Below are 21,712 nucleotides of genomic sequence, written 5' to 3' on the forward strand. Positions count from 1 at the left end.
TGTCTTTTTCATGCATTGCGTTATTCCCACCCTTATCCCATTCATCAAAAGTTAAGCAATGTTAAACATTAAGTATTAAGCCTACACTAGGTGAAAATTAAATTATCATTAACTGGCGTTTCTGCTCACAAAAGCACTATACGCTTTTAAAAAAGCAATATATAGTTAATAATAAGATATTTAAAGGATAAATTAAAAAGATTATAACTAGCCAAACTTCTATAAAAAGTGGCGAAAACGGCTACAAAAACCAAAACCAAAAGTTCAGTGTAACTATACTATAACAGAAAATTTGGAAAAAGAGGAAACGCTAACCTAATCAAACACCCGGAGCGCGTGCTCCGGGTTTCTGAAAACAATGAGTCATGAACCTAGTGGGATGTGCGGCTTTTTATGAGTACTACTACCTAAAACTATTTCCCCACAATAATTCGATGGAATAGGCATAACGGTTCGGTTACTTTTGTATCCGATGAATACGATATTAATTACGCATCTTTTCGTTGAAGAAGGTAAACGGCTACGACGCATCGCCGTACAGGATATCCGATACCTGAAAGCTGCAGGCGACTATACCGTAGTTTATGTAGACAAGGGTGAGTTTATAAGTTCATCAGGTATCGGCTGTATCGAACAAAAACTCGATCCATCCCGCTTTATGCGTGTGCACCGTTCGTTTATCGTCAATCTGGAATACATCCACGCTTGTCATCGGGATATCGGCAGGCTCTATCTTATGATGGACGATGGGCAGAAAATCGGTGTAGGAAAACGTTATATGCATCAGATCAAATCATTAATACTGTAGTCGCTGCGTATTTTCTATATGGACGGCGAGCCGTTGCTAATTTTAAAATTCAACACCACAGTAGTTGACGGGGGAACCTCGCAGTTTTGTACATCCATTGGAAAGATTAGGCCCGAAAACGAACCTTCTATGTACTGGCCAACATCCGTCAGCGTAGCTGTTCCGTTAAATATATGGTCATTCTCACACGTACGGTAGAAACTAACAGCATTACGCCTTTGCCCTCCACGATATGTTGTATAGTACAGCACGGCCTCGCCTCTGCCGGTGCCACCAGGGTAGGTGCCGGGGCCAGTACCAAAACACTGGAGGGTCAGGGTAATCGGAGACTCGTCTCCGCCTAACCGTATGTATACACTACCATTGACAAGTTTAGCATCGTTTCCAGTTTTGGATAGATCCTGCTCCACGCCATTCACGATGAGTTGAACAAGATTTTCGGGTACAAGCCGGATGGTCGTCAATAAAATAAGCTTTCCAAGCTTTCGCCGACCGCCGGGAGCGCCTCGGTCGCTGATGTAACCGTTCTTGCTCTCCACTTCGACCTGTATTTCCACATCCGTAGCTCTCTCGATCGTGGTCGGGGCGGTGTAAACCGCGTCACCAAGTACCATATTGGTATTGATCTTCGGCGACAGCGATCCCGGGCCGGAGATAATCTTCCACCCGCTCACCGTCAAATCCTTAGAAAAGCCGATATCGTCCATTGCTGCTAACGAAACACTATCGATGTGGTTTGCCGGCATGAGTTCGCCAAGTATCTGTTCCAGCAACTTCAGATTGACCGTTTCACCTGCACCTACCGATTCTTTATCTTTCCGCAGCGACAAGAGGTCAAACCACACCCAGTCGCTGAAATGTGTCGTTTCAACCGTTAGTCGACGTTGCGGAGCATCCAGTTCGGTAGAGCTACCGCACCATACCCCGTCGCTCCGCTGGAAGGCCACCATGCGTGTCGTCGGGTTACCATCGGCACTCGGATCATACAAAAACGAGAGCTCAACAGGTTTATTAAAGCGGATACCCTCGGGCGTCAGCCGGAATGCCGGATTAGCCGATGTCTCGTCCAATGTATTGCCGATGGGCTGGATGCTGAACGTCGTCAGTTCGTCCACGGCGCCGGGCGGGATTTCCATTCGTATCATATCCCCATACAACAGGACGCCGCCATCGGGGGCGATCATTGCCGAAACGGCATCGCCCACAGGCTGTCCCTTGGGTTTAACTACCGGCTCGCCGAAAACAGGGTCGGGTTCCTCTGTCAATGGTGCGTCCTTATTGCAGGATGCCGCCAGCAAGAGCGGCAACATGATTACAAATCGATAAACTGTTAACGTAAGCGAATTCATGGGCTTTTTTATGCAAGTATCGGCGATTGCCGACAAATATTTTCGTCAATTTCGACGAACAATCAATAAGGGCGATAAAGAGCCGGAAAAGGCGGTAAACATAAACAAATACATATCCTGACTATAAACTCCAATCCCCTCGATAAGGTCGACTTCGCATCATATTGGCAAACGGATCGTCAAATTCCTCTTTTACTGGATCCCATCGCAATTTCCTTTGTAACTCATAAGCAATATTAACTGCGTTACAAACTGTCGACGTACGCTGTCCGATCTCCACGTCACAAATTGGCTTCGAACGGCATTGAATAGCTTTCACCCAATCCTGATAGTGATTATCACTATAATACAGACGCTTATCGTTAGCCGTTAGGTTATGTGTAACAAGTGTCGTCGGAATTGTTTTCAAGAAAGACCTACTTACCTCTATGGTGCCGTCGGTCCCTATAAACTGGATAGCATTAGGTTCTCCCCAATCAACATGATTGACACGTGCGCCCTGCTCATAAATATATGTTAACCCCTTTTCTGCCTGTGGAACCTTCGGCGGGATAAATTGGACAGGCCCACTATTATCCATGCCTAAAGCCCATTGAATAATGTCAAACATATGTGCGCCCCAATCTGTAATATACCCTCCCCCAAAGTCTCGATATCCTCGCCACCACGCCCATTTATCATCTTCGATCGGCGGTGATAAAATGGGATGATAACCGCGGTACAAAGAGGGGCCGATCCACATATCCCAATCTAAGTAATCCGGTATAGGAAAGGAAGGCAGATCACACTGTCTTACCGGTTCCCCTACCGACACGTTGATTTCTTTCACATCCCCTATATAGCCGTTATATACCAATTCCGCGGCGTGTCTAAAGTTGAACGACGAACGTTGCATGCTCCCCGTTTGAAAAACAACCTCGTATTTTCTGGCCGCGTTCACCATGGCTCTTCCTTCTGCTATGGTCAGGGCTAATGGCTTTTCGCAATAAATATCTTTCTTTGCTTTCGCTGCGTCTACAGCGATCTGCGCATGCCAATGATCCGGTGTAGCGATAACGACAGCATCCACCGAGGTCAATTCCAGCAGTTCTCGAAAATGTCGATATTTGCCGATAGAGGAGTCCGATTTTCCCACCGTACTTTGAGCAGTTGTAGCCGCTTGGGCGAAATAATCTAATTTCTTGTCATCCACGTCGCAAGCGGCTTGAATAACCACTTCCGGACAGCCGTTCAATCCGTGCAGCAAATTTAGACTCTGTTTACCGACGCCGATAAAGCCCATTTGAATTTTGTCACTTGGTGCCAGGAATCCATTCCCGCCCAAGACACGCCGCGGAACGATGGTAAAAGCAACCGCGGACTTCAAACCTATATCAATAAAATCTCTTCTTTTCATTTTTTTGATATTACATTAATTTTCTGTTGGCACAAGGCTTACGGCGCTAATTTCAGGCAAACCATTGCCATCGATTGTGGTCGCTTCGAGTACAAACGAGACGAATGGTTCCCCTATTGCTTTTTGTGGTATTTCGATCGTGCCCATTTTTACTTCTTCAAACGATTTTCCTTCCTTCCCCTCAAAGCTATACGTCACCTTACCGGCGTCCGTATGGAAAACCACTGTTCCACCCGTTGTTGGCAGTGGCAAATGCTGAATCAATACGTCGTATCGTCCGGGCCGTTGTATCTTTACCCTCCAAGATACTTTATCATCGGTATGCGTCCATCCCGCAAGGGCATTCGGACGTTTAAAATCATGTCTCGCACCACTTATTTTCATACCATGAGTCGTATGGATGTCCGCATTGTCGGCAGATAAGACAATCCTGCCATCCGATAATGCTTGGGCAACACTCTCTTCCACTTCGAGGGCACCCTCCACCTCCATCACCAACACCTTTGGTCCGTCCTCCAGCGAAAACGTAGGGACAGAAATTCCTAAACCCATTTCCTGCGGAACCACATCTATCGAACCATCTTTCGAACCCATCTCATAAAGGCTCTTCACGGCATTTTTTAACGGTACATTGATAACATTACCTTGTGGAATATCAAATACATGTAAGTAAAGCTTGTCCCCTTTTATGGTACAATAGCCCCAATCCAATTTTCGAAAGGGACTCGCCTGCGTTCCATAAATAGATTCGCCGTTTACGGACATCCACCTTCCTACCCGCTCCAATATTTCCACCGCTTGATCTGGAATTTTGCCGTTACCGTCAGGCCCCACATTTAAAAGAAAATTTCCTCCCTTGCTAACGGTTTCCACCAATAGGCGCATAATCTGTGGGAAGCTTTTCCAATTTTGGTCATGCGCACTATAACCATAACTTTCGTTCATCGTATGATTTACTTCCCAATTCGTTCCGCTGATACCCGTTGGCGGCACGTATTTCTCAGGTGTTCCTATATCACCGTTCTTGTTCTCTAACCCATTCCAAAACCGATTGTTGATCAATATATTCGGTTGCCATTTAATAAGATCCGTCAAGATCCGTTTCGTTCCCCAGCTTTCGCCTTCGTGTTCCTTACTACTAAAGTCAGCCCACAGTACATCCAGTGCACCGTAATTGTTAGCCAATTCTTTGATCTGACCATACATATAATCCTTATATCGTTCATGGTCGGGAACATGTCCTGTAGGATTTGGATTTAACTGGAACGCTTCATACGAATCCGGATGCTGCCAATCCAGTAAGGAGTAGTACGCTCCCGTTTTTAGCCCTTCCTGTTGAAATGCCTCCATAATTTCTCGGTATAGATCTCTTCCATCAGGCGACAGATTTGCTGTCCCCGTTACCTCATTGTGCAATGCAAAAGGTTGATCACTGTTAAATAAACTAAACCCTTCGTGATGTCGCGAGGTCAGAACCATATATTTCGCTCCCGACTTCCTGACCAACCTTGCCCATTGCTTGGGGTCAAAGTCCTGTAGCGTAAATTTAGGCTTCAAATGTTCTGTATATTGTTTACTGGGAATCTTACCCCAAGTCTGTATCCATTCCGCATAATGCTGCGGGTATGTTTCACCTTTAAAAACACCGCCGGCAGCACTATATAGTCCCCAATGGATAAAAACACCGAAGCGGGCTTCTTGAAACCAAGCGAGACGCTTTTCCTGTGTTTCCAACCATCCCGGAACACCCTCAAAAGGTTCGGATTTACTTTGAGCAGTTAAATCGTTAACGGATAATAAAAGAAATAGATAAATGATGATCTGATATTTCATAGTCGCTGCGTTTATAATAATGTTTTCTGTAATTTTTGTATTTTATTCTGAATGCGCATACTTTCTTTTTTTGCTTTATCAAGCGGCTTTCCCACAGGTAGCCCTGGCCGTTCATGCCCGGTATATGTTAGCCACGCATTTTTTACTATTTCCTGTCGCTCTTCCAATAGTTTATAAAGTTGCGCATAATAAGACGTGTTGTCCAGACACGCAGCTAGAAAGTCTTTTGTGGCAAAGGTGTCATCAAAATAAGGAATGATACATTCGGCTATTAGGCGGTGACCTTCCAAACCAGGATGAATACCATCCTCTGCTAATTTAAAATTAGGTTCACGTTTCTTTTTTTCCATTAGGTAGTCTTGCATAGGAAAGTGTATATCTATGACTTCCCAGTTTCTTTCCCTTCGTTGGTCGAGAAGCCATTGTGCATACCGATTAAGCACGAGGTTATAGCCTTTAAGACCCCGTATAGGATCTTCATGGACACTTGGTGTAATAAAAACAATCCGTTTAACCTCTGCCGCTTTAAGCTTCGTATACAAACCTATCATCCCTTCTTTGTATCGCTGAAAATTCGACTCGCTAAACGGTTGATAGATGCCGTCATTCATACCATAGCACGCAAAGACAACATCCGGTTTTATCCGTTTGGTGACATTATCAAGCCTGCGAAACAGCCACGGCCGCACAAATGCTCCCTCCGCATGACCATCTTCACTAAGACCCGAAACGGTTTCGCTCGGCAATCCCAGATTAATGGTTTCAATCTCTGAGGCTGGAAAAGCCGTTATCAAAAAACTTTCAAACAGGGCTACATACTGCCCCGCATACGTTATGCTATTTCCTAAAAATAATATCTTTTTGGCATCCCGTATAGGAAACGGAGTTTCCAAGGGGTGGTCCTGACCACGCCCCTCTACAGCAAAGCCTAAACATACAAGGAAGACAATACAGATACGATTCATGGCGAGCTCGGTGTTATTTTCAAAGTATATCCTTTTGGCAGTTTCCGAACTGATTTTGGTAGTTTTACCAAAAGACCTTCTTCTGTTTGGCTAAAAGCGACTTTGCCTATCCCCAGTATCTCCACTTGTTTCACACCGATTTGTCCCTTGGCCAAGCTTTTTACAACGGCTACCCCACTTCCAGGCAATTCGAGCGATACCACATACAGATACTTCTCCCGTTCTGTAAACCAAAAATCTTGGGACGTGAACGCTGCTTTAAACCCTTCCCTCTCGCGTTGTTCGGTATCTGTTATATGCACGGTCGTCGGGCCCTCGCGTTGCACTTTCCACGGTTTAGATCCGTAAATTGCTTCCTTGTTTACCGTCATCCAACTACCGAGTTTTTGTAGGTTGTTCCTAACCGTTGGCGCTACATTTCCTTGTGCATCCGGACCGATATTCAACATATAGTTGCCTCCTTTACTTACGATTTCGACAAGCCAGTAAAGCAACTCATCGACACTTTTCCAATCTTGGTCGTATGCCTTGTATCCCCAGGAATGGTTAAACGTACCGATCGCTTCCCAAGGCTTATCAAATTGATCTTCAGCGGTTGGGATACGGTTGTCTCCGGGAATCGCATAATCTCCCATATTATTGCCGATACGTTCAGCGACAAGGACACTTGGATTGATATCATAAACTGTTTTATAAAAGGTATAGCTTTGCTCCCGAGTCATTAAACCCGGCATGTCAAACCAAATGTAGCGTATATCCGGATATTGCTCCAGTAGTTCTTTTACCTGCGGGATAGCCTTATTTTTTAGATATGAAGAAAAGGTATTGGGACTCGGATCCCATAAATTTGCGCCGAAGCTATCCGTATCTTTCCCCATCCGATCGTTAGCGGCTTTTGTCGTCGCGTATTGTGCGTCAGCCCCATCTGCCCAATCAATATTATGGGAATAATACACCCCGAACTCCAACTGATGCCGTTGACAGGCATCATACAACTCCCGCACAATATCCCGCTTAAACGGTGTGGCATCCATCATATCGAAATCGCTGACTTTCGAGTCGAATAGCGCGAAACCGTCGTGGTGTTTACTCGTAATGACGATATATTTCATTCCAGCTTCCTTGGCCATGGTAACAATATGGTCCGCATCGAAATCGACAGGATTAAATGAAGCAGCTAAATCCGCATATTCCTTTCGTGGGATCTTTGCAACTAACTGAATCCATTCAGCTACACTCGGAATCCCCATTTCTTCCATTGTTTTCCCCTTCCATACCCCGCCAGGAATAGCATATAACCCCCAATGGATGAACAAACCGAATTTTTGCTGCTGGAATTCCCGTAATGCATGTTCTTTTGACCGATTCATTTTATCCCAATCGTTTTCCATTGATTGGCATAGTGCATTACCGCTCCAGACAGCCGTCAATAATAACATTATAACATATTTCATAAACTAATCTTCCATTGAAATTTTTAACAACTGATGCTTGTGAATATCGGATTGGGGGATCAAGACGTGTAATACACCGTCCTTCATTTCCCACGTCTGGATGGTCAGACCATTTAATTCTATCCGATTCGGTTTACGATCGATATTAAACACAATCTCATACGCTCGCCTATCCAGCATGCCTTTATAAGCACCAGCGGTTGGAGCTATCGTGAATTCGATCTCATTACGTTTTTCATGACATTCAAAATGTGTTTTCGAAATTGCACCTTGCTCAAAATCAAACGATTCACCGTCATCTTCCAATAATATATAGGAGCTTTTCCCTTCCGGGTATACCTTTAAGATAAGCGTGTCTAACGGATTTTGATCAACATATTGCATCGGCTTTTGAAACGGAATAATGGCACCAGCCTTCACAAAAAGCTGACCACCGGTATGTGCAGGAATCCTCGGCGAGACGGTCTGCCCACCCTTTACCTTTTCGCCCGACCAGTAATTCACCCATTTACCTGCAGGCAAATAGACTGAATCCGTAAAGGCACTGACCAATAGATGTTCCCCAAACATAAACTGCGTCGTCATATTTTCCACTTCCTTATCTCGTGGGAATACCAAAGGCATTGCCCGTAGGATGGGCATTCCCGTTTGGCTGCCGTGTATGGCAGTCGAATAGATATACGGCAATAGGCTGTTACGCAACTGTGCATAGAAACGAAACGTTTCCTTATATTCGGGCGAAAAATACCATGGATAATGCATACTTGCCCAACTATTGATTTGTACCCATGGTAGAAAAAAGCCAAAATGGAAACCTGCTTTCACATCTTCTACCGCGTCCAGTACATCCGCGGAAGTATTAAGGAATCCGCTCAACCCCAGGTTGAGTTGATCATAGAGCGCGTCCCGACCACCACCATTGTCTCCAGCGGTAGACGCTCCCCAATGTTGGCTTCCAGCATACCCTCCACAATAGTGGTGAAAAGAACGGATTCCTTTATGTTCGCGGAAAACACGGTACATCTGTTTTGGCAATAGCACTTGATTTAAATTGTGCATTTCCCGATCCGTGTATCCATTGTAATATACTCTATCGGGGTGCTCGTCGAGTGTACGTCCCGGATCGAGCTTAAACCCGTCAATCCCCTGGTCAACAAATTTCATCAGATGGGGAAACCAATGTGCTTCGCCCGACTGTTTACCACCCTGCTGAGCAGCCAAATGGTCTTCCTCTTCAATACTCAGATCGTGATCAATACACAACCATAACGCTACATGATAACCTAGTTGGCGTAATTTGGATAAAAACAACTGCTTGTTCTCATACCGGTTACCTTCGCCCTTCTGCCAAAAAAAATAAGCTGGAAATTTAGATAAATCCCAATCTTTCTCCGTTGAGTAATCGTAAAATTTAGCCATCCACTGCGGTTCGATCCAATACACATCAACCGGAATATTTTCCGCTCGGAACCGTACTGCGTTGTCCAACATTCGAAACTGATCTTCCATCATATTCCCCCCGAACGCTAAACCATAAGCCCATTTGGGTAACAGGTATGGTTTGCCTGTTATCGTCGTATATAAGTCGATTGTATTTTCCAAGGATTGCCCCGTCATTAAATAAAAATCGACCGTTCCATCCGTATTGTAAACATAAAGTTGGTCATCTTCAAAATGACCAACATCAAAATAGTTTAAAGCTGTCGTATTGTTAAATATTCCCCAGCCGCGGGAGCTAACAAGAAATGGCGCAACCATATCCGACTGCTGATACGTAGCCCATATCCGCAACAGCGAACCCCGATGTTGAATAGCTTTACGACTGGCCGCACCGCCACCATAAAAACGTTCGTTTGGCGTAATGGAAAGACTTAGTATAGCCGGATCTACTCGTTTTTTTGTCTGCTTTAGATTTTCCGAAACCTGATCTTTCCTTGTCGTATCTCCGATAATTTCCTTCTTTGGCAACGACTGCTCATAGTCCGTGACCGTCCCATACAGCGCTTCATAGGTTTGATTTCCTTTTTCCACTACGGACAAACGAGTGATGATCTCATCGTCTGATGATGATCTAACGGTGACCGTACCATCTTTCCCATTTATTTCCAACCGATTTCGGTCTGTTGCTAATCGATAGTCCGAACCATGCTTTGTTACTTTTGTTTCCTTGTTCCAGTCTCTCTTTACAATATCATACCGCTCCATAAGTGTCTCTGGAAAACTATTTGACGGCGAAACTCTTATCCTAAACGTCTGATCATTACAAATTTGTATATTTATAAAATTACCATTCGTGAGTTTGATGGTGTGTCCTTGTCCGAAAGCGCACCTAACGAACGTACAAATCAATACTACCGTTGCCAGCAAGCTCACCCGCAAAGCCGATGTCCATTTTATCTTCATTATATTGATTACTTTAAATTAAAGTTATGCGGCTACATGTGCCGCATAACCTATAAGAAACAGGTTAATTCGTTTATCAATAACCTGGATTTTGGATGAGCAGATCATTTTTAAGTATTTCATCCCGCATAATGGGAAAGAAATACAATTTGTTATGCCAAATTCTTAAATCACCTGGAATCTCGATACGATTATACACGGGCGTACCCCAGGTCGACCCATCGGGCTGCCGATAGGACGCGACTTGTGTTCTGTCAACCGTATAACGGATATCTACTCCGTGCGTCTGATACGAAGCATCGGGTCCGATAAGCCATCTTCTCACATCCCAAAAGCGGTGATCCTCAAAAGCAAGTTCTATACGACGCTCTTGCCTAATCGCTTCCCTTAAAGCGTCTCCGTTAATGGTCTCGGGTAGATCAGGTTGTCCGGCACGCTTACGCACCATATTAACAAACGTCCTTGCTTCCGCGTCTTCACCCAGTTCATTACACGCTTCTGCATAAATCAACAATATTTCGGCATATCGCATATATCGGAACGGTATATCTTGCTTTTTTCCATCCGTCGGCGAAATGGTGGGATCAACCGCTTTACGGAGATAGTATCCCGAATAACTACCATTCCAATCCTCAATCGGTCCTTTTCTGGTATCGAGACCAGCTTTAATCATCGTGCCGTTTGTGCTATAAACATATCCTGTCTGAATCCTGCTGTAAGGATCCATTACCAGTGCATCCGATGGTCGAGTCGCCCATTGAACCCCTTCATAAAGTACCGTCGCATAAAATCGCGCATCACGATTTAAATAGGGGTTGGCCTTGTGCACCGGATTTTCCCAATTAAATTTAGAGCCGTCTTTCATTTCGTAGTCGTCTACTAAATCCCCTATGGGGTTTTGGTTTCCTGTACCGTGATACCCGTTCGGATTGGACGCAATAACAGGATCTACCCATCCGCCGGTAGACGTTTTAGGCGTATAGTGTATCGTTATTATATCTTCAGCTGTCAATTCTTTCGACAGAAAATAATCAGCAATGGTTTGCGGAATGGAATCCCCTTCGGCAGGTTCAGCGGCATGTAAACTATAAGTTTGCAAATCGATAACCGCTTTGGCGGCATTTTTCGCAAGCCTCCAGCGATCAGCGGAAGAGCCATTGGTATAACCTAACAGCTCAGGATTAGTGTAGCCCTGAAGGATAGCGCCATTTTTCTCCGGATTATGCAGATCGCTTGCTGCATAAACCAATACTTTCGCTTTAAACCCCAGTGCAGCCCCCTTCGTAATCCGCCCGGCCCTATCTGCCGAATAACTTTCTGGCAACAACACGGCAGCACTGTCAAGCTGCGATACTATAAAATCTATACATTCCGCATAGTTGTTCCGGGGAAGAAGAAAATCGTCATTTAGTCCATACACATCAGTAATGATCGGAACCCCACCATAAAGCGTAGTCAAATAATGGTACGTGGCCGCCCGCATAAAATAAACCTCTCCTTTCAGCCGATTAGAAAAATCCGGATCGTCAGCAGCAATATCTTCGATTTTTGAGAAAAAAATATTGGTCTGCCGGATATTAGCGTACAGCGAATTCCAGTTTAAATGCGCTGTAGCGTATGTTGCGGGCCAGGTATACAAATTATCTGAAGTAATCAATCCTTTATTAAAATTGCCCGTACCCCAATCCGGCACAAAATGGGATTCGTCGCTGTAGTCGGAGAGTCGCCATGCGGCAAAGGGTGTTCCGAAGACGTTTATATACATTTTGTTTACAAAAGTTTCAGCTAGATTCAAATCTTTCCAAACATTGGTTTCCGAATATTCACCCAGCGGCTCTAGATCCAGAAAATCCTTGTCACATGCCAAATGGAGGCTTATGCAAAAAAATATGATCGTTTTAATAAGTATCTTTTTCATTCTAATTTTCGTTTAAAAAGTTAAACCAATCCCCATGTTAATAATTCGTTGCGCAGGGTATGAACGACCGGTTTTAACCGCCTCCGGATCAAAATGTTTTAATTTATCCACCGTAAATAAGTTGAACGCATTCGCATAAATACGTAACCTCTCTATGCCGATTCTCTCTGTCAAGTTTTGTGAGAAACTATATCCCAATTCGATATTTTTCAAACGGATATAGTCCGTCGGTTTTAACCAAAATGTATTCGCGGAGTTCGTCCAGTAAGGTTCCGATCGGTTATATGCTCTGGGATAGGTGGCAGCGGTGTTATCTGGTGTCCAATGATCTTCTGCAAAAAATTGATAATAGTTCCCCCAATCACCAGATTCCACCATGTCGATATACTGCACCCCACCCGCAGCGCCTTGAAAGAAGATGCTCATATCAATTGCTTTTTTATAGCTGAAATTCAAGGTTACACCACCAAGCAATCTTGGCATACTTGACTTCGTATTCATCACCCTATCCAATCCGTTTATTTCCTGGTCGCCATTCACGTCTTTAAATATAATATCGCCTGGAGCCGCGCCGGGGAGGTGAGGATGGGCGTCGATTTCCGCTTGGTCTTTGAATATCCCAATAGCTTCGTAATACAGCGAGGACCCCATCGGGCGTCCTGTAGATTGCTGATAATCTGGTATCCCAGGCGTTTCGTCCCAAAACACAATCTTATTTTTGGAATAACTTGCATTAAAAGCTATCGAATAATCGAAATCGCTTTTCGTGTCCTGATAACCGACATGAAACTCGAATCCTTTGTTCCTTACTTTTCCAATGTTTTCCGGCGGCAAAACCAATCCTGTGCTTCCCGGTACAGACGCGTTACGTGTCACCAATATCTGCGACCGCAGATTGTTGAAATAATCAAATTCCAAAAAGAACTTATTCCCAAATAGATACGTATCAAATCCAACATTAAATTGGTTTGCCACTTCCCAAGTTACATTTGGATTGGGGATTTTCATTTCTTCCAGCAGCTTATTGTCAATGGTCGGAACACCAAAACCATAATTCCGATCAGAAAATCCGTATGTAGCAAGATACTGGTATTCGGCGATACGATCGTTACCGGTTTGCCCCCAAGATGTCCTTAACTTGAGGTCGTTGATGAAGGACAGGTTGTCACTCCAGAAGTCTTCGTCGGAGATTCTCCAACCCACAGATACACCCGGAAAGAAACCGAACCGCTTATCTTTGGGAAACATGTAGGAACCATCGTACCGCCATAAAAATTCAAGCAGATATTTATTTTTGAAGTCGTAATTTGCACGACCGAAGTAGCTCATGTATTTATTATGGGATGCCGATCCCCAGTTGGTCATAAATTGATCTTCTGCCCCCGCAAATAGTTCTTCAATGGCATCGGAAATAAAGTTCCTTCTAAATGCCCCAAAGTTTTTCCCTCTTCCACCGCGGGTTTCCATGCCGGCCATCAATTTAATATGATGCTCCGTATCAAACGACTTATCGTAAGTAGCAAATGTATTCAACAGGTAATTGTCCCCTCCCGAATAGTTCTCCGTCAATTGTGCAGAATCGAAACCCCGCTTTCCCCGTGTTGTTACATGATCCGGGTTTCCATCCCACGTATACAAATACCACGGTTTATTGAAAACCTTTTGCAAACGGAAAGAACGGTCATACGCAGCGTTACCTGTCAATGTAAGGCCTTCAACCCAAGGTATCCGGACATTTGCCCGAAAGTTACCTTCAAAAACATAATTATCTACTCGATCATAACCCGGCGCGTCAGAGACAATCACAACCGGATTGTCGCCGCGTTCAATATCCGGTCCAGGATCCCCGTTCGGCCAGTACGCCGCCATATTTGGTTTACCTCTGGTAATCATCGACCAGATGATATCTTCCGTGGGCCGTGTCGGCAAATTATAATCCTCCAAACGACCAGCCACGTCAAATGCTACATCGATATATTGGTTCACCTTTGCATCAACATTGGATCTAAAGTTATATTGGCGATAATCCGACGAACTTTTTCTGTAATACGCATCCTGATATTTTTCGCCTGCGGAAATAAAGTATTGTACATTGTCTGACCCACCCGATAAGGTAATACTTGTTTGATGCTGCGCCGACCAAGGTTTCAGCGTTTCCGAGAACCAGTCGGTGTCAGGATGACCCCATGGATCAGACCCATCGGCGAATAACCTGATATCCTCTTCGGTGAATCGTTGGTACCATCCCCCGTTCGGATTTTTATAATATTCCAGTTCGTTCAGCAAGGTCGTGTATTGTACAGCATCTGCCATTTTCGGTATGCGGGTAGGTTGGTTCATGCCCATTCCGAGGTCAAGATTTATTCTTGGCTTACCCGAATTCCCCCTTTTAGTGGTAACGATGATAGCGCCGTTAGCGGCCTGTGCACCATAAATAGCGGCCGCAGCGTCCTTTAATACCGTAATACTCTCGATATCATTTGGGTTTATGCGTTCAAAGCTACGGTTAGGGACACCGTTTACGACAATTAGCGGACTGTTATTGCCAAGGGTATTCAATCCACGGACCAGTAAATTGGCACCGTCCCGACCGGGTTCCCCACTCGGTGAAATTGCGCTCAACCCAGGCACACGGCCTAGCAAATTGTTGGTCACATTCGTTGCAGGCGAAGAAGCAATTGTCGACCCCTTAATCGAAGCAATCGCACCCGTGGCCGTTTCTTTTTTCTGCACACCATATCCCACTACCATGACTTCTTCCAGATCGCTAACGGCTTCCTTCAAAATTATATTGATAATAGATTCTTCGCCGACTAGTTTTTCGGAAGGCGTAAATCCGATACTGGAGAATATTAGAACGGACTCTGGTCCGGGTACTTCGATTTGATAAGCACCTTCCCTATCTGAGGTCGTTGTAATCGTTCCGCCTTTAACAGTGATCGTTGCGCCGACAAGCGGTGTACCTTGTCCATTCGTTATCCGCCCTGTTATACGGCGTTGCAAAGAAGTAGCTGTAGATCGTTCGAGGCCGGATTTTGGGTAACGACGTTTCACTATTATTGTTTCATCTTTGATGGCCCACTCGAGGTTTAAAGGTCCTAACAGTCTGCTCATGGCTACATCGAGCGTTTCATTTTTAATTTCGGCACTCACGCGTGCAGTCGCTATTGCCTTTCCATTCAGGAAAAAAGCATATCCGCTTTGTTTCTGGATGCTTCGCATGGCGTCTGTAAGCGTAGAATTATTTACTTTAAGATTTATCGTCTGCGCAGTTCCCTCCGCATGAACCTGCATCATGGCAATGAATAGAAATACGATCACCAACTTCATCATAACAAATATTCGGCGAGTTAAAGTCCAAGAGCAGGCTTTAACACATGGATAAAAAATCATATGTTTGTATAGTTTTGTATTGTTTTTATAAAGGTTAACGACAAGCCGTCTTTTTGGCGGCATATAAAAGCATTCAAAATTTTAGGTAGTGCCCCCCAGCACTGCCTTTTTTTGCTTTTCTAATCTTGCTATGTCAAGTTGGTTTTCTTTTCATGTTTATCATTTATTAAGTTCACAATCAAAAATTAGTCTCCATTTATTGTGCGGATAATACCGTCAATACATTTTTCGTTTTCTCTTTTGTTAACCGGAAGCGGACGTTGCCCTCTTCCAGGATATTCAATACATTTTTAAGTGACTTACTTCTCGGGATCTGCCCATAAAAATAGGTTTGGGAAACATTCCCGCCGTACCTAATTTCTATATCGTACCAACGACTAATCTGTAGCATCGCATCCGTCAACGCCGTCTCATCAAAGTAAAATAAACCTTCCTTCCATCCAACTTCTGCCATTAGGTTACCCTCCCTAACCGAAATTTTGCCCCCATTTTTAAGAATGGACTGCTGCCCTGGCCTTAAGTACACGGAAGAAGATAGCTTGTCCTTCAGATCGACTCTTACCTTCCCCTCTACCAAGGTCGTGCGAACAGAGCGTTCATTGGGATATGCACTGATGTTAAATGTCGTACCGAGTACTTCCACCGTCTGATCCCCGCTGGTAACCCTGAACGGCCGCTTAGCATCTTTTTGGATTTCAAAGTAGGCCTCTCCTTCTATTACCACCTTTCTTTCATGCTGGCTAAACTTAGCTGGATAGACTAATTTAGAGGCAGCGTTTAACCAAACGATGCTTCCGTCATCCAAGGTGACACGATAGCTGCCGCCATTTGGTGTGGAAAGCTCATACCGTACTTCGCTATCATCATTATTTATGGATTCTGCCACCTCCGAACCGTTAGTGTAGGTAATTTCGTCTCCCATAACTATACCTTCCTGTGCCTCGTTAAGTACGATAACACTTCCATCAGCAGTTTTAAGCATGGCCTTATTGGAGCCGGGCGCTACATCGACAAGTGTCGTATATCGCTGGGTTTCGGGAGTGGTTTTTTGAAAGGTGCCGTTATAGAGATAGAGGCCGAATAGGCAAACGATGAGGACAGCAGCGGCAGCCCAAAATGGGATCAATCGTCTTACTGTCCGCTTCTTAGAAATTGCTATCGTTTTAGAAGATATCTTGTGATAAAGATCTTCGAATTTTTGATCATTCAGCTTGGCAGTCTCCACTTCCTGCAGCAGACTTTCCCATAGCGCCTTATCTACATCGTCGTTATTATTAGACAACTCATCGTAAAGATGTCCTAATTCTTCCCGCGAACATTTGCCATCCTTGTATCGCTGTAACAGCGCTCGTATGTTAGATTTATTATGGTCCACTTTCAGTCTATTTATATATAAATACACCTACCAGTGAAAAAAGGTCTGCTCTGTCTATTATTTTTTTAAGAAATACCCAGATAAAAGAAAAGAAGCAGTAATGAAGAAAAGCTTCCTTCGTACATCAATACATCTTTAATGAACTTATTAGCTTTTACGATATGGTCGCGGACCGTAGAAACCGAAATCTGGAGTTCCTCAGCGACCTCCTGATAACTTTTTCCATCTAATTTACACATCCTAAAAATTCGTTGCCGTTGGAGCGGAAGCTGACTGATTACATTTTCTATCAGCTTCTGTACCTCTTTTTTATGGAGTATGCTATCTACGGACTCTGCAAGTTCAGCACTTTCATAGGCCAAGTGTATCGCACATTCAATCTCTAATTTCAGTCTTCTTTTGAAATTGAAGGCTGTGTTTCTTGAACAGGTAAATAAATAAGCGGCAAATGACAGACTAGGATCAATGGAGGCCCGGTGTTCCCATACCTTTACGAAGACATCTTGCAGCAGATCGTCTGCCACAGACTCATCATTGATAAAGCGCATGATGTTACCATATATAAGGCGACTATAACGCTCGTAGAGCATACGGAAAGCATCATCATCTCCGGCCTGTAGCCGAAGAAGAATCTCATGTTCGGATAGATTCTGATCGTTTATCATTGTCGATTAGCTTTATTGGCTGCTTTGATCACCGAAACGCCAAAAACCAAATATAGCACATAATTTTACTATTTTTTCTCCCGGCCCAAATTTTCTTTCCAAATGCAATTTGTCCTAACCCAATGATAATGTCAGGGATGCAAAACCACCCGAAGCGTGCATATGCTCCGGGTGGCTTTAATTCAATAATATCTTTTCATTTATGGATTTGTACTAAAAATGGAACCATTCGCGATCAGCGCACGTCGATTCATTTTAAGAATATCCACGACCCACTCCGCAAAATCTTCCGGCTGCAACACTTTATCCGGGTTACCATCCGTTAAACCACCTTGTATACTCATATCCGTAGCAATCGTGCTCGGTGTGAGGGTCACCACCCGGATATCATCTTTTCGCCACTCCGCCATCATCGACTGCGAAAGTGAAATTACTGCTGCTTTGGAAGCCGCATACGCCGCCATACCTGCGCCACCTTTTAAACCGGCTGTAGACGCCACATTGACAACATCACCTTGTCCTGCTTCTTTTAGATACGGGTATACCGCTCTGGCCACGAGGTATACACCAAAAAAGTTAATATCAAATACCTTTTGGAAATCTTCCGGCGCCATCTCCATCACTTTGCCGAACTGGCCTACGCCCGCATTATTTACTAAAATATGTACACCTCCGAGCGCCTCTACCAACTCGTTTATCCCTTTTTCCACCTGCGCATGATCTGCGACGTTAAATACGGCATAGTGTGCTTCCACGCCATATCCGCGAAGTTCATTCACGGTAGACTGAAGGTTTTGCTCATTTTGCCCAGTGATACCCACTTGGACACCCTCTGCCGCAAGCGCCAGCGCCACTGCCTTTCCTAAACCACGACCTCCGCCGGTAATAATTGCCTTTTTTCCTTTTAATTCTGTCATCTTGATGTTGTTGTAATCTACCCAAAAATAAGAAAAAACCCTTAGTTCATGCATTTCTTAACACCGCTTCTTTTTTCCATGTATATACATGGCTTAATACAGAAAACCAAACAGCCAAAGCGGTATTTTACGACCATTGCCAACCGGTTCGGGAGGCGTAAAACAATCTTTTTTCTCACATGCAGTAATCAATAGACAAAGACATGTAAGTATTAGGTATACCCGTATCGTGTTCATATAATGATTTTAAAATACATTTCGCTCTTTTATACAAGTATCGGTGATTACCGACAAGCGCTGGAAAAGACAGTAAGAAGCGTACCTTCCGTTAAGAACTCCATTGATTATTATATCGTTTTTATTACATTTGCTTAGCTACGCTTATATGAAGCGTACTACGCAGTAAACATCTACAAATCTTATAAACAACTATGAAAAAAAACGACATCTGGCGGTATATCCACAACTGGAAAGGTATGCTTGAGCGCCATGAAGCTCCTAGTATCTTAGAGCGCCTCTATAGCGATAAATCCCATTTTGATTTCTGTGTATTGGATTTTATGAAATCGGACGCAAAAAACGTCCATGTGTACCCCGGTGTATCAGACGATTATAAACAACTCCGATTTTTTGTACTATCAGAAACCTTTGATCGTAGTACATACCGGGACCGTATGGATCACTATATCTATGTATCAAAACCGGTAAAAAGTACCGATCAGGAAGCAGATTTAAAATCTGATATCAGTGAAAGGGAAGCCCAAAGGCGCATCGATCGTTGGAACGAGACCTTTAGCGGCAAAGCTATTGATCCCGCTATTCTAGACTTGCTAAAAGTGCGGTGTTTTATCATTCCGATGGAGGATATTTCAACCTGTGTCAATAGCGCATACTTTGCATTTAAGGTCGATAAAAAGACATCCTTATGGTCTATGGATTTGATTATCCGAGGGTGCTACGACGATCAAGACGATGCGCGTTCTGCATCGCAGGCGTCTTACGATACGATCCGCCTAGTGCCTCCGTTTCCCCCAAAAACCGAAGAACAGCAATTTGAAATCTTGTTTGATTAAAACATCATGTCAAATTGGATACAATGGCTGGATGCTGCAACCTGGTCCATTCCCATTTTATTGACCCTAAGCCTTGCAGCTTTAATCTGCTATAGGAAAGCGGCCAACCCATGGGATTACTATGTGTCTGCGTATCTGGCCATTGCGCTTATTGTGGATCTATCCAGCCGATACTGGTTATCGTTTCATACCGATAATCTCGTTTTCGTACAGTTATATGCCCTGGCGGAATTGATGTTGGTGGGCATCATGTATATGCGGTTTTTCCTTACCCGCCTACGAAAAATTGGGGGGCTACTGCTATTCGTCAGCGGAGGTTTCGTGACCTGGGAATTTGCGCATCATATCCTTCGGGACACCGATCAAGATTTTTCATACTATCAATCGTACAGTCGCGTAGTCGTTTCGGCGACGCTCGTCACCTACGGACTTATGTCGCTGTTGCAAAGGGTTCGCCGTTCCGAGCAGATGGATCATCAAAAAGTACGTCTGATCGTAGCATTGACCTTTTACTACAGCTTGAATTTTATATTCTATCTTCCGATCAATTTTTTCGTTACGGCACATACCCATTTCAAATTTTTACTCTGGGCTATAAACTTACTGGTTACCAACATATTTTACATCTATTTGACCCTATACCTATGGCGCTTTGGCAAAAAGAAGAAACCATTATTTTCTGGATAATCGTTTCCTTGTTTTTTATCTCCGCTATTTTGATCTGCTTTTTTTGGTTATTCTATCGGTATCAGCAAAACATGTATCAACAAAAAGTAGCGCATCTGGAAAACGAACACCGGTTTAAGGAATCATTAAGACTCTCCATGCTGGAGAGCCAAGAAAATGAGCGTGCCCGGATAGCTCATGATTTGCACGACTCCCTAAATGGTCATTTAACCGCCCTACAGTGGTCTGTAGACCTTGATGTCGAGCGCCCGAAGCTGCAAGATAAGATTAAGTTTTGCATCGCAGAAGTACGACGTATATCCCACAATCTCTATCCGCCCCTGCTGGAAGACACATCATTAGAAACGCTGATTTCCCATCAGGTACAACATTGGATTAGCCGTTACGAAATCGATTATTATATCGATGTCCGTACGCAGCAATCTATATCAAACCACGTAAAACTACATTTTCTTCGCATCATCCAAGAACTCTTCGTCAATAGCGATAAGCACGGGCACGCTACTCGAGTCCGCTTACATTTACGGATTACACCAGCCTCCCTATGTATGGCTTATTGTGATAACGGGAAAGGTCTGCCGCCTGGATACCAAGCCGGATTAGGCATCAAAAGTATCCAAAACCGGATGATGATGATCGCCGGACAATACAAAACTAAATCTTACCAGGGTTTTCAGTTTATTTCCATTTGTTCCGATAATAAACACCTCTATAAACAAGCCCATTCATGACCACTTCCCTACCAAAAAAACACCGACTGGCACTGGTTGATGACGATCTTTTGCTCATTGATCTGTTGAGCTCCTATTTAAAAAACTTCGATCGGTTCGATATCGTTCTGCAAGCCTCCGACGGCAATTCCTGTCTCGAGCGCTTAGACGCTATGGAAGATCAACACCCAGAAGCTTATATTATCGATTTGAAAATGGAAGGAATGGACGGGCTAACCCTACTCGAAAACATTCAAGATCGCTACCCCGATGCGCATATTATTGTTGTTTCCTCCCATTACCACAACGATACCTTGGGCTTTATGATCAAGAAAGGTGTAGCCGCTTTTTTACCCAAAGGTGTTTCTTTAACAGTTTTGATCGAGGTGCTTGACGAAGTTATGCAAAGAGGCTTCTACCTGCTACCCGATCAAGTCGGTATCCTGAGGCAACAAATATCCCATAAGGTATCTCCACCACGGCTTGGAAGCGACTTGTTAACCTCGCGTGAGCGCGATGTACTTATTCGACTGGCACAACAAAAGACCGCCAAGGAAATCGCTGATGAACTATTTATAACCACCCGAACCGTGGAAGGCCATAAGAACAATCTGTTTGCAAAAACCGGCGCGAAGAATTTAGTCGGTTTGGTCCTTTACGCCATCCAGCAGAAAATTATCGATCCCGATAACATCAACATATAGCGTACCCGTATTTTTACCTCTTTCCTATAGTCAGGTAATTACTACCTGAAAACACCACTCTA

16 protein-coding genes are annotated in these 21,712 nt (G+C 44.0%); 5 read left to right on the forward strand and 11 right to left on the reverse strand.

Annotated features, from left to right (window positions below; genetic code table 11):
* The first annotated feature begins 472 nt into the window (after positions 1 to 472).
* Positions 473 to 808 carry a LytR/AlgR family response regulator transcription factor gene (locus tag G5B43_RS02460; protein ID WP_165293116.1) on the forward strand — a complete coding sequence of 112 codons (336 nt, stop codon included), beginning with the start codon at positions 473 to 475 and terminating at the stop codon, positions 806 to 808.
* A gap of 14 nt (positions 809 to 822) precedes the next feature.
* Here G5B43_RS02460 and G5B43_RS02465 read toward each other — a convergent pair whose 3' ends face one another.
* The 11 genes from G5B43_RS02465 to G5B43_RS02515 form a co-directional block, all read right to left on the reverse strand.
* Positions 823 to 2,157: a hypothetical protein gene (locus G5B43_RS02465; protein WP_165293117.1), complete on the reverse strand. Its 1,335-nt coding sequence runs from the start codon at positions 2,155 to 2,157 to the stop codon at positions 823 to 825.
* 121 nt (positions 2,158 to 2,278) lie between these two features.
* On the reverse strand, positions 2,279 to 3,553 hold the full coding sequence (locus tag G5B43_RS02470) for a Gfo/Idh/MocA family protein (RefSeq protein ID WP_165293118.1): 1,275 nt from the start codon (positions 3,551 to 3,553) through the stop codon (positions 2,279 to 2,281).
* A gap of 15 nt (positions 3,554 to 3,568) precedes the next feature.
* Positions 3,569 to 5,386, reverse strand: a complete 1,818-nt coding sequence (locus tag G5B43_RS02475) for an alpha-L-fucosidase (protein WP_165293119.1) — start codon at positions 5,384 to 5,386, stop codon at positions 3,569 to 3,571.
* A gap of 11 nt (positions 5,387 to 5,397) precedes the next feature.
* A complete protein-coding gene (locus G5B43_RS02480) occupies positions 5,398 to 6,351 on the reverse strand; it encodes an SGNH/GDSL hydrolase family protein (protein ID WP_165293120.1) in 954 nt (317 codons plus the stop codon).
* The gene (locus G5B43_RS02485; RefSeq protein ID WP_165293121.1) at positions 6,348 to 7,805 is read right to left on the reverse strand and encodes an alpha-L-fucosidase; all 1,458 of its coding nucleotides are present in this window, start codon (positions 7,803 to 7,805) and stop codon (positions 6,348 to 6,350) included. The genes G5B43_RS02480 and G5B43_RS02485 overlap by 4 nt, the downstream gene beginning before the upstream one ends.
* 3 nt (positions 7,806 to 7,808) lie before the next feature.
* On the reverse strand, positions 7,809 to 10,208 hold the full coding sequence (locus tag G5B43_RS02490; protein WP_165293122.1) for a TIM-barrel domain-containing protein: 2,400 nt from the start codon (positions 10,206 to 10,208) through the stop codon (positions 7,809 to 7,811).
* 76 nt (positions 10,209 to 10,284) lie between these two features.
* A complete protein-coding gene (locus G5B43_RS02495; RefSeq protein ID WP_165293123.1) occupies positions 10,285 to 12,126 on the reverse strand; it encodes a RagB/SusD family nutrient uptake outer membrane protein in 1,842 nt (613 codons plus the stop codon).
* Positions 12,127 to 12,138: 12 nt separating this feature from the next.
* Entirely contained in the window at positions 12,139 to 15,459 is a 3,321-nt protein-coding gene (locus G5B43_RS02500) for a SusC/RagA family TonB-linked outer membrane protein (protein ID WP_206367200.1), read from the reverse strand.
* 256 nt (positions 15,460 to 15,715) lie between these two features.
* Positions 15,716 to 16,894 (reverse strand): FecR family protein, encoded by a 1,179-nt coding sequence (locus G5B43_RS19595; RefSeq protein ID WP_165293124.1) that lies wholly within the window; start codon positions 16,892 to 16,894, stop codon positions 15,716 to 15,718.
* A gap of 65 nt (positions 16,895 to 16,959) precedes the next feature.
* Positions 16,960 to 17,559, reverse strand: coding sequence for an RNA polymerase sigma factor (locus G5B43_RS02510; protein WP_165293125.1), 600 nt, complete (start codon positions 17,557 to 17,559; stop codon positions 16,960 to 16,962).
* 200 nt (positions 17,560 to 17,759) lie between these two features.
* The gene (locus G5B43_RS02515; RefSeq protein WP_165293126.1) at positions 17,760 to 18,476 is read right to left on the reverse strand and encodes a 3-ketoacyl-ACP reductase; all 717 of its coding nucleotides are present in this window, start codon (positions 18,474 to 18,476) and stop codon (positions 17,760 to 17,762) included.
* A 431-nt stretch (positions 18,477 to 18,907) separates the two neighbouring features.
* Between G5B43_RS02515 and G5B43_RS02520 the strand changes: the two genes are divergently transcribed.
* From G5B43_RS02520 to G5B43_RS02535, 4 genes are all read left to right on the forward strand, one after another.
* On the forward strand, positions 18,908 to 19,549 hold the full coding sequence (locus G5B43_RS02520) for a hypothetical protein (RefSeq protein ID WP_165293127.1): 642 nt from the start codon (positions 18,908 to 18,910) through the stop codon (positions 19,547 to 19,549).
* Between the two features lie 6 nt (positions 19,550 to 19,555).
* Complete coding sequence (locus G5B43_RS02525; RefSeq protein WP_165293128.1) at positions 19,556 to 20,236, forward strand: hypothetical protein; 681 nt, start codon at positions 19,556 to 19,558, stop codon at positions 20,234 to 20,236.
* A 71-nt stretch (positions 20,237 to 20,307) separates the two neighbouring features.
* On the forward strand, positions 20,308 to 20,967 hold the full coding sequence (locus G5B43_RS02530) for a sensor histidine kinase (RefSeq protein ID WP_165293129.1): 660 nt from the start codon (positions 20,308 to 20,310) through the stop codon (positions 20,965 to 20,967).
* Positions 20,964 to 21,650 (forward strand): response regulator transcription factor, encoded by a 687-nt coding sequence (locus G5B43_RS02535; protein WP_165293130.1) that lies wholly within the window; start codon positions 20,964 to 20,966, stop codon positions 21,648 to 21,650. The genes G5B43_RS02530 and G5B43_RS02535 overlap by 4 nt, the downstream gene beginning before the upstream one ends.
* The last annotated feature ends 62 nt before the right edge of the window (positions 21,651 to 21,712 follow it).

The sequence above is a fragment of the Sphingobacterium sp. SGR-19 genome, assembly GCF_011043555.1.
Classification (GTDB): Bacteria; Bacteroidota; Bacteroidia; order Sphingobacteriales; family Sphingobacteriaceae; genus Sphingobacterium.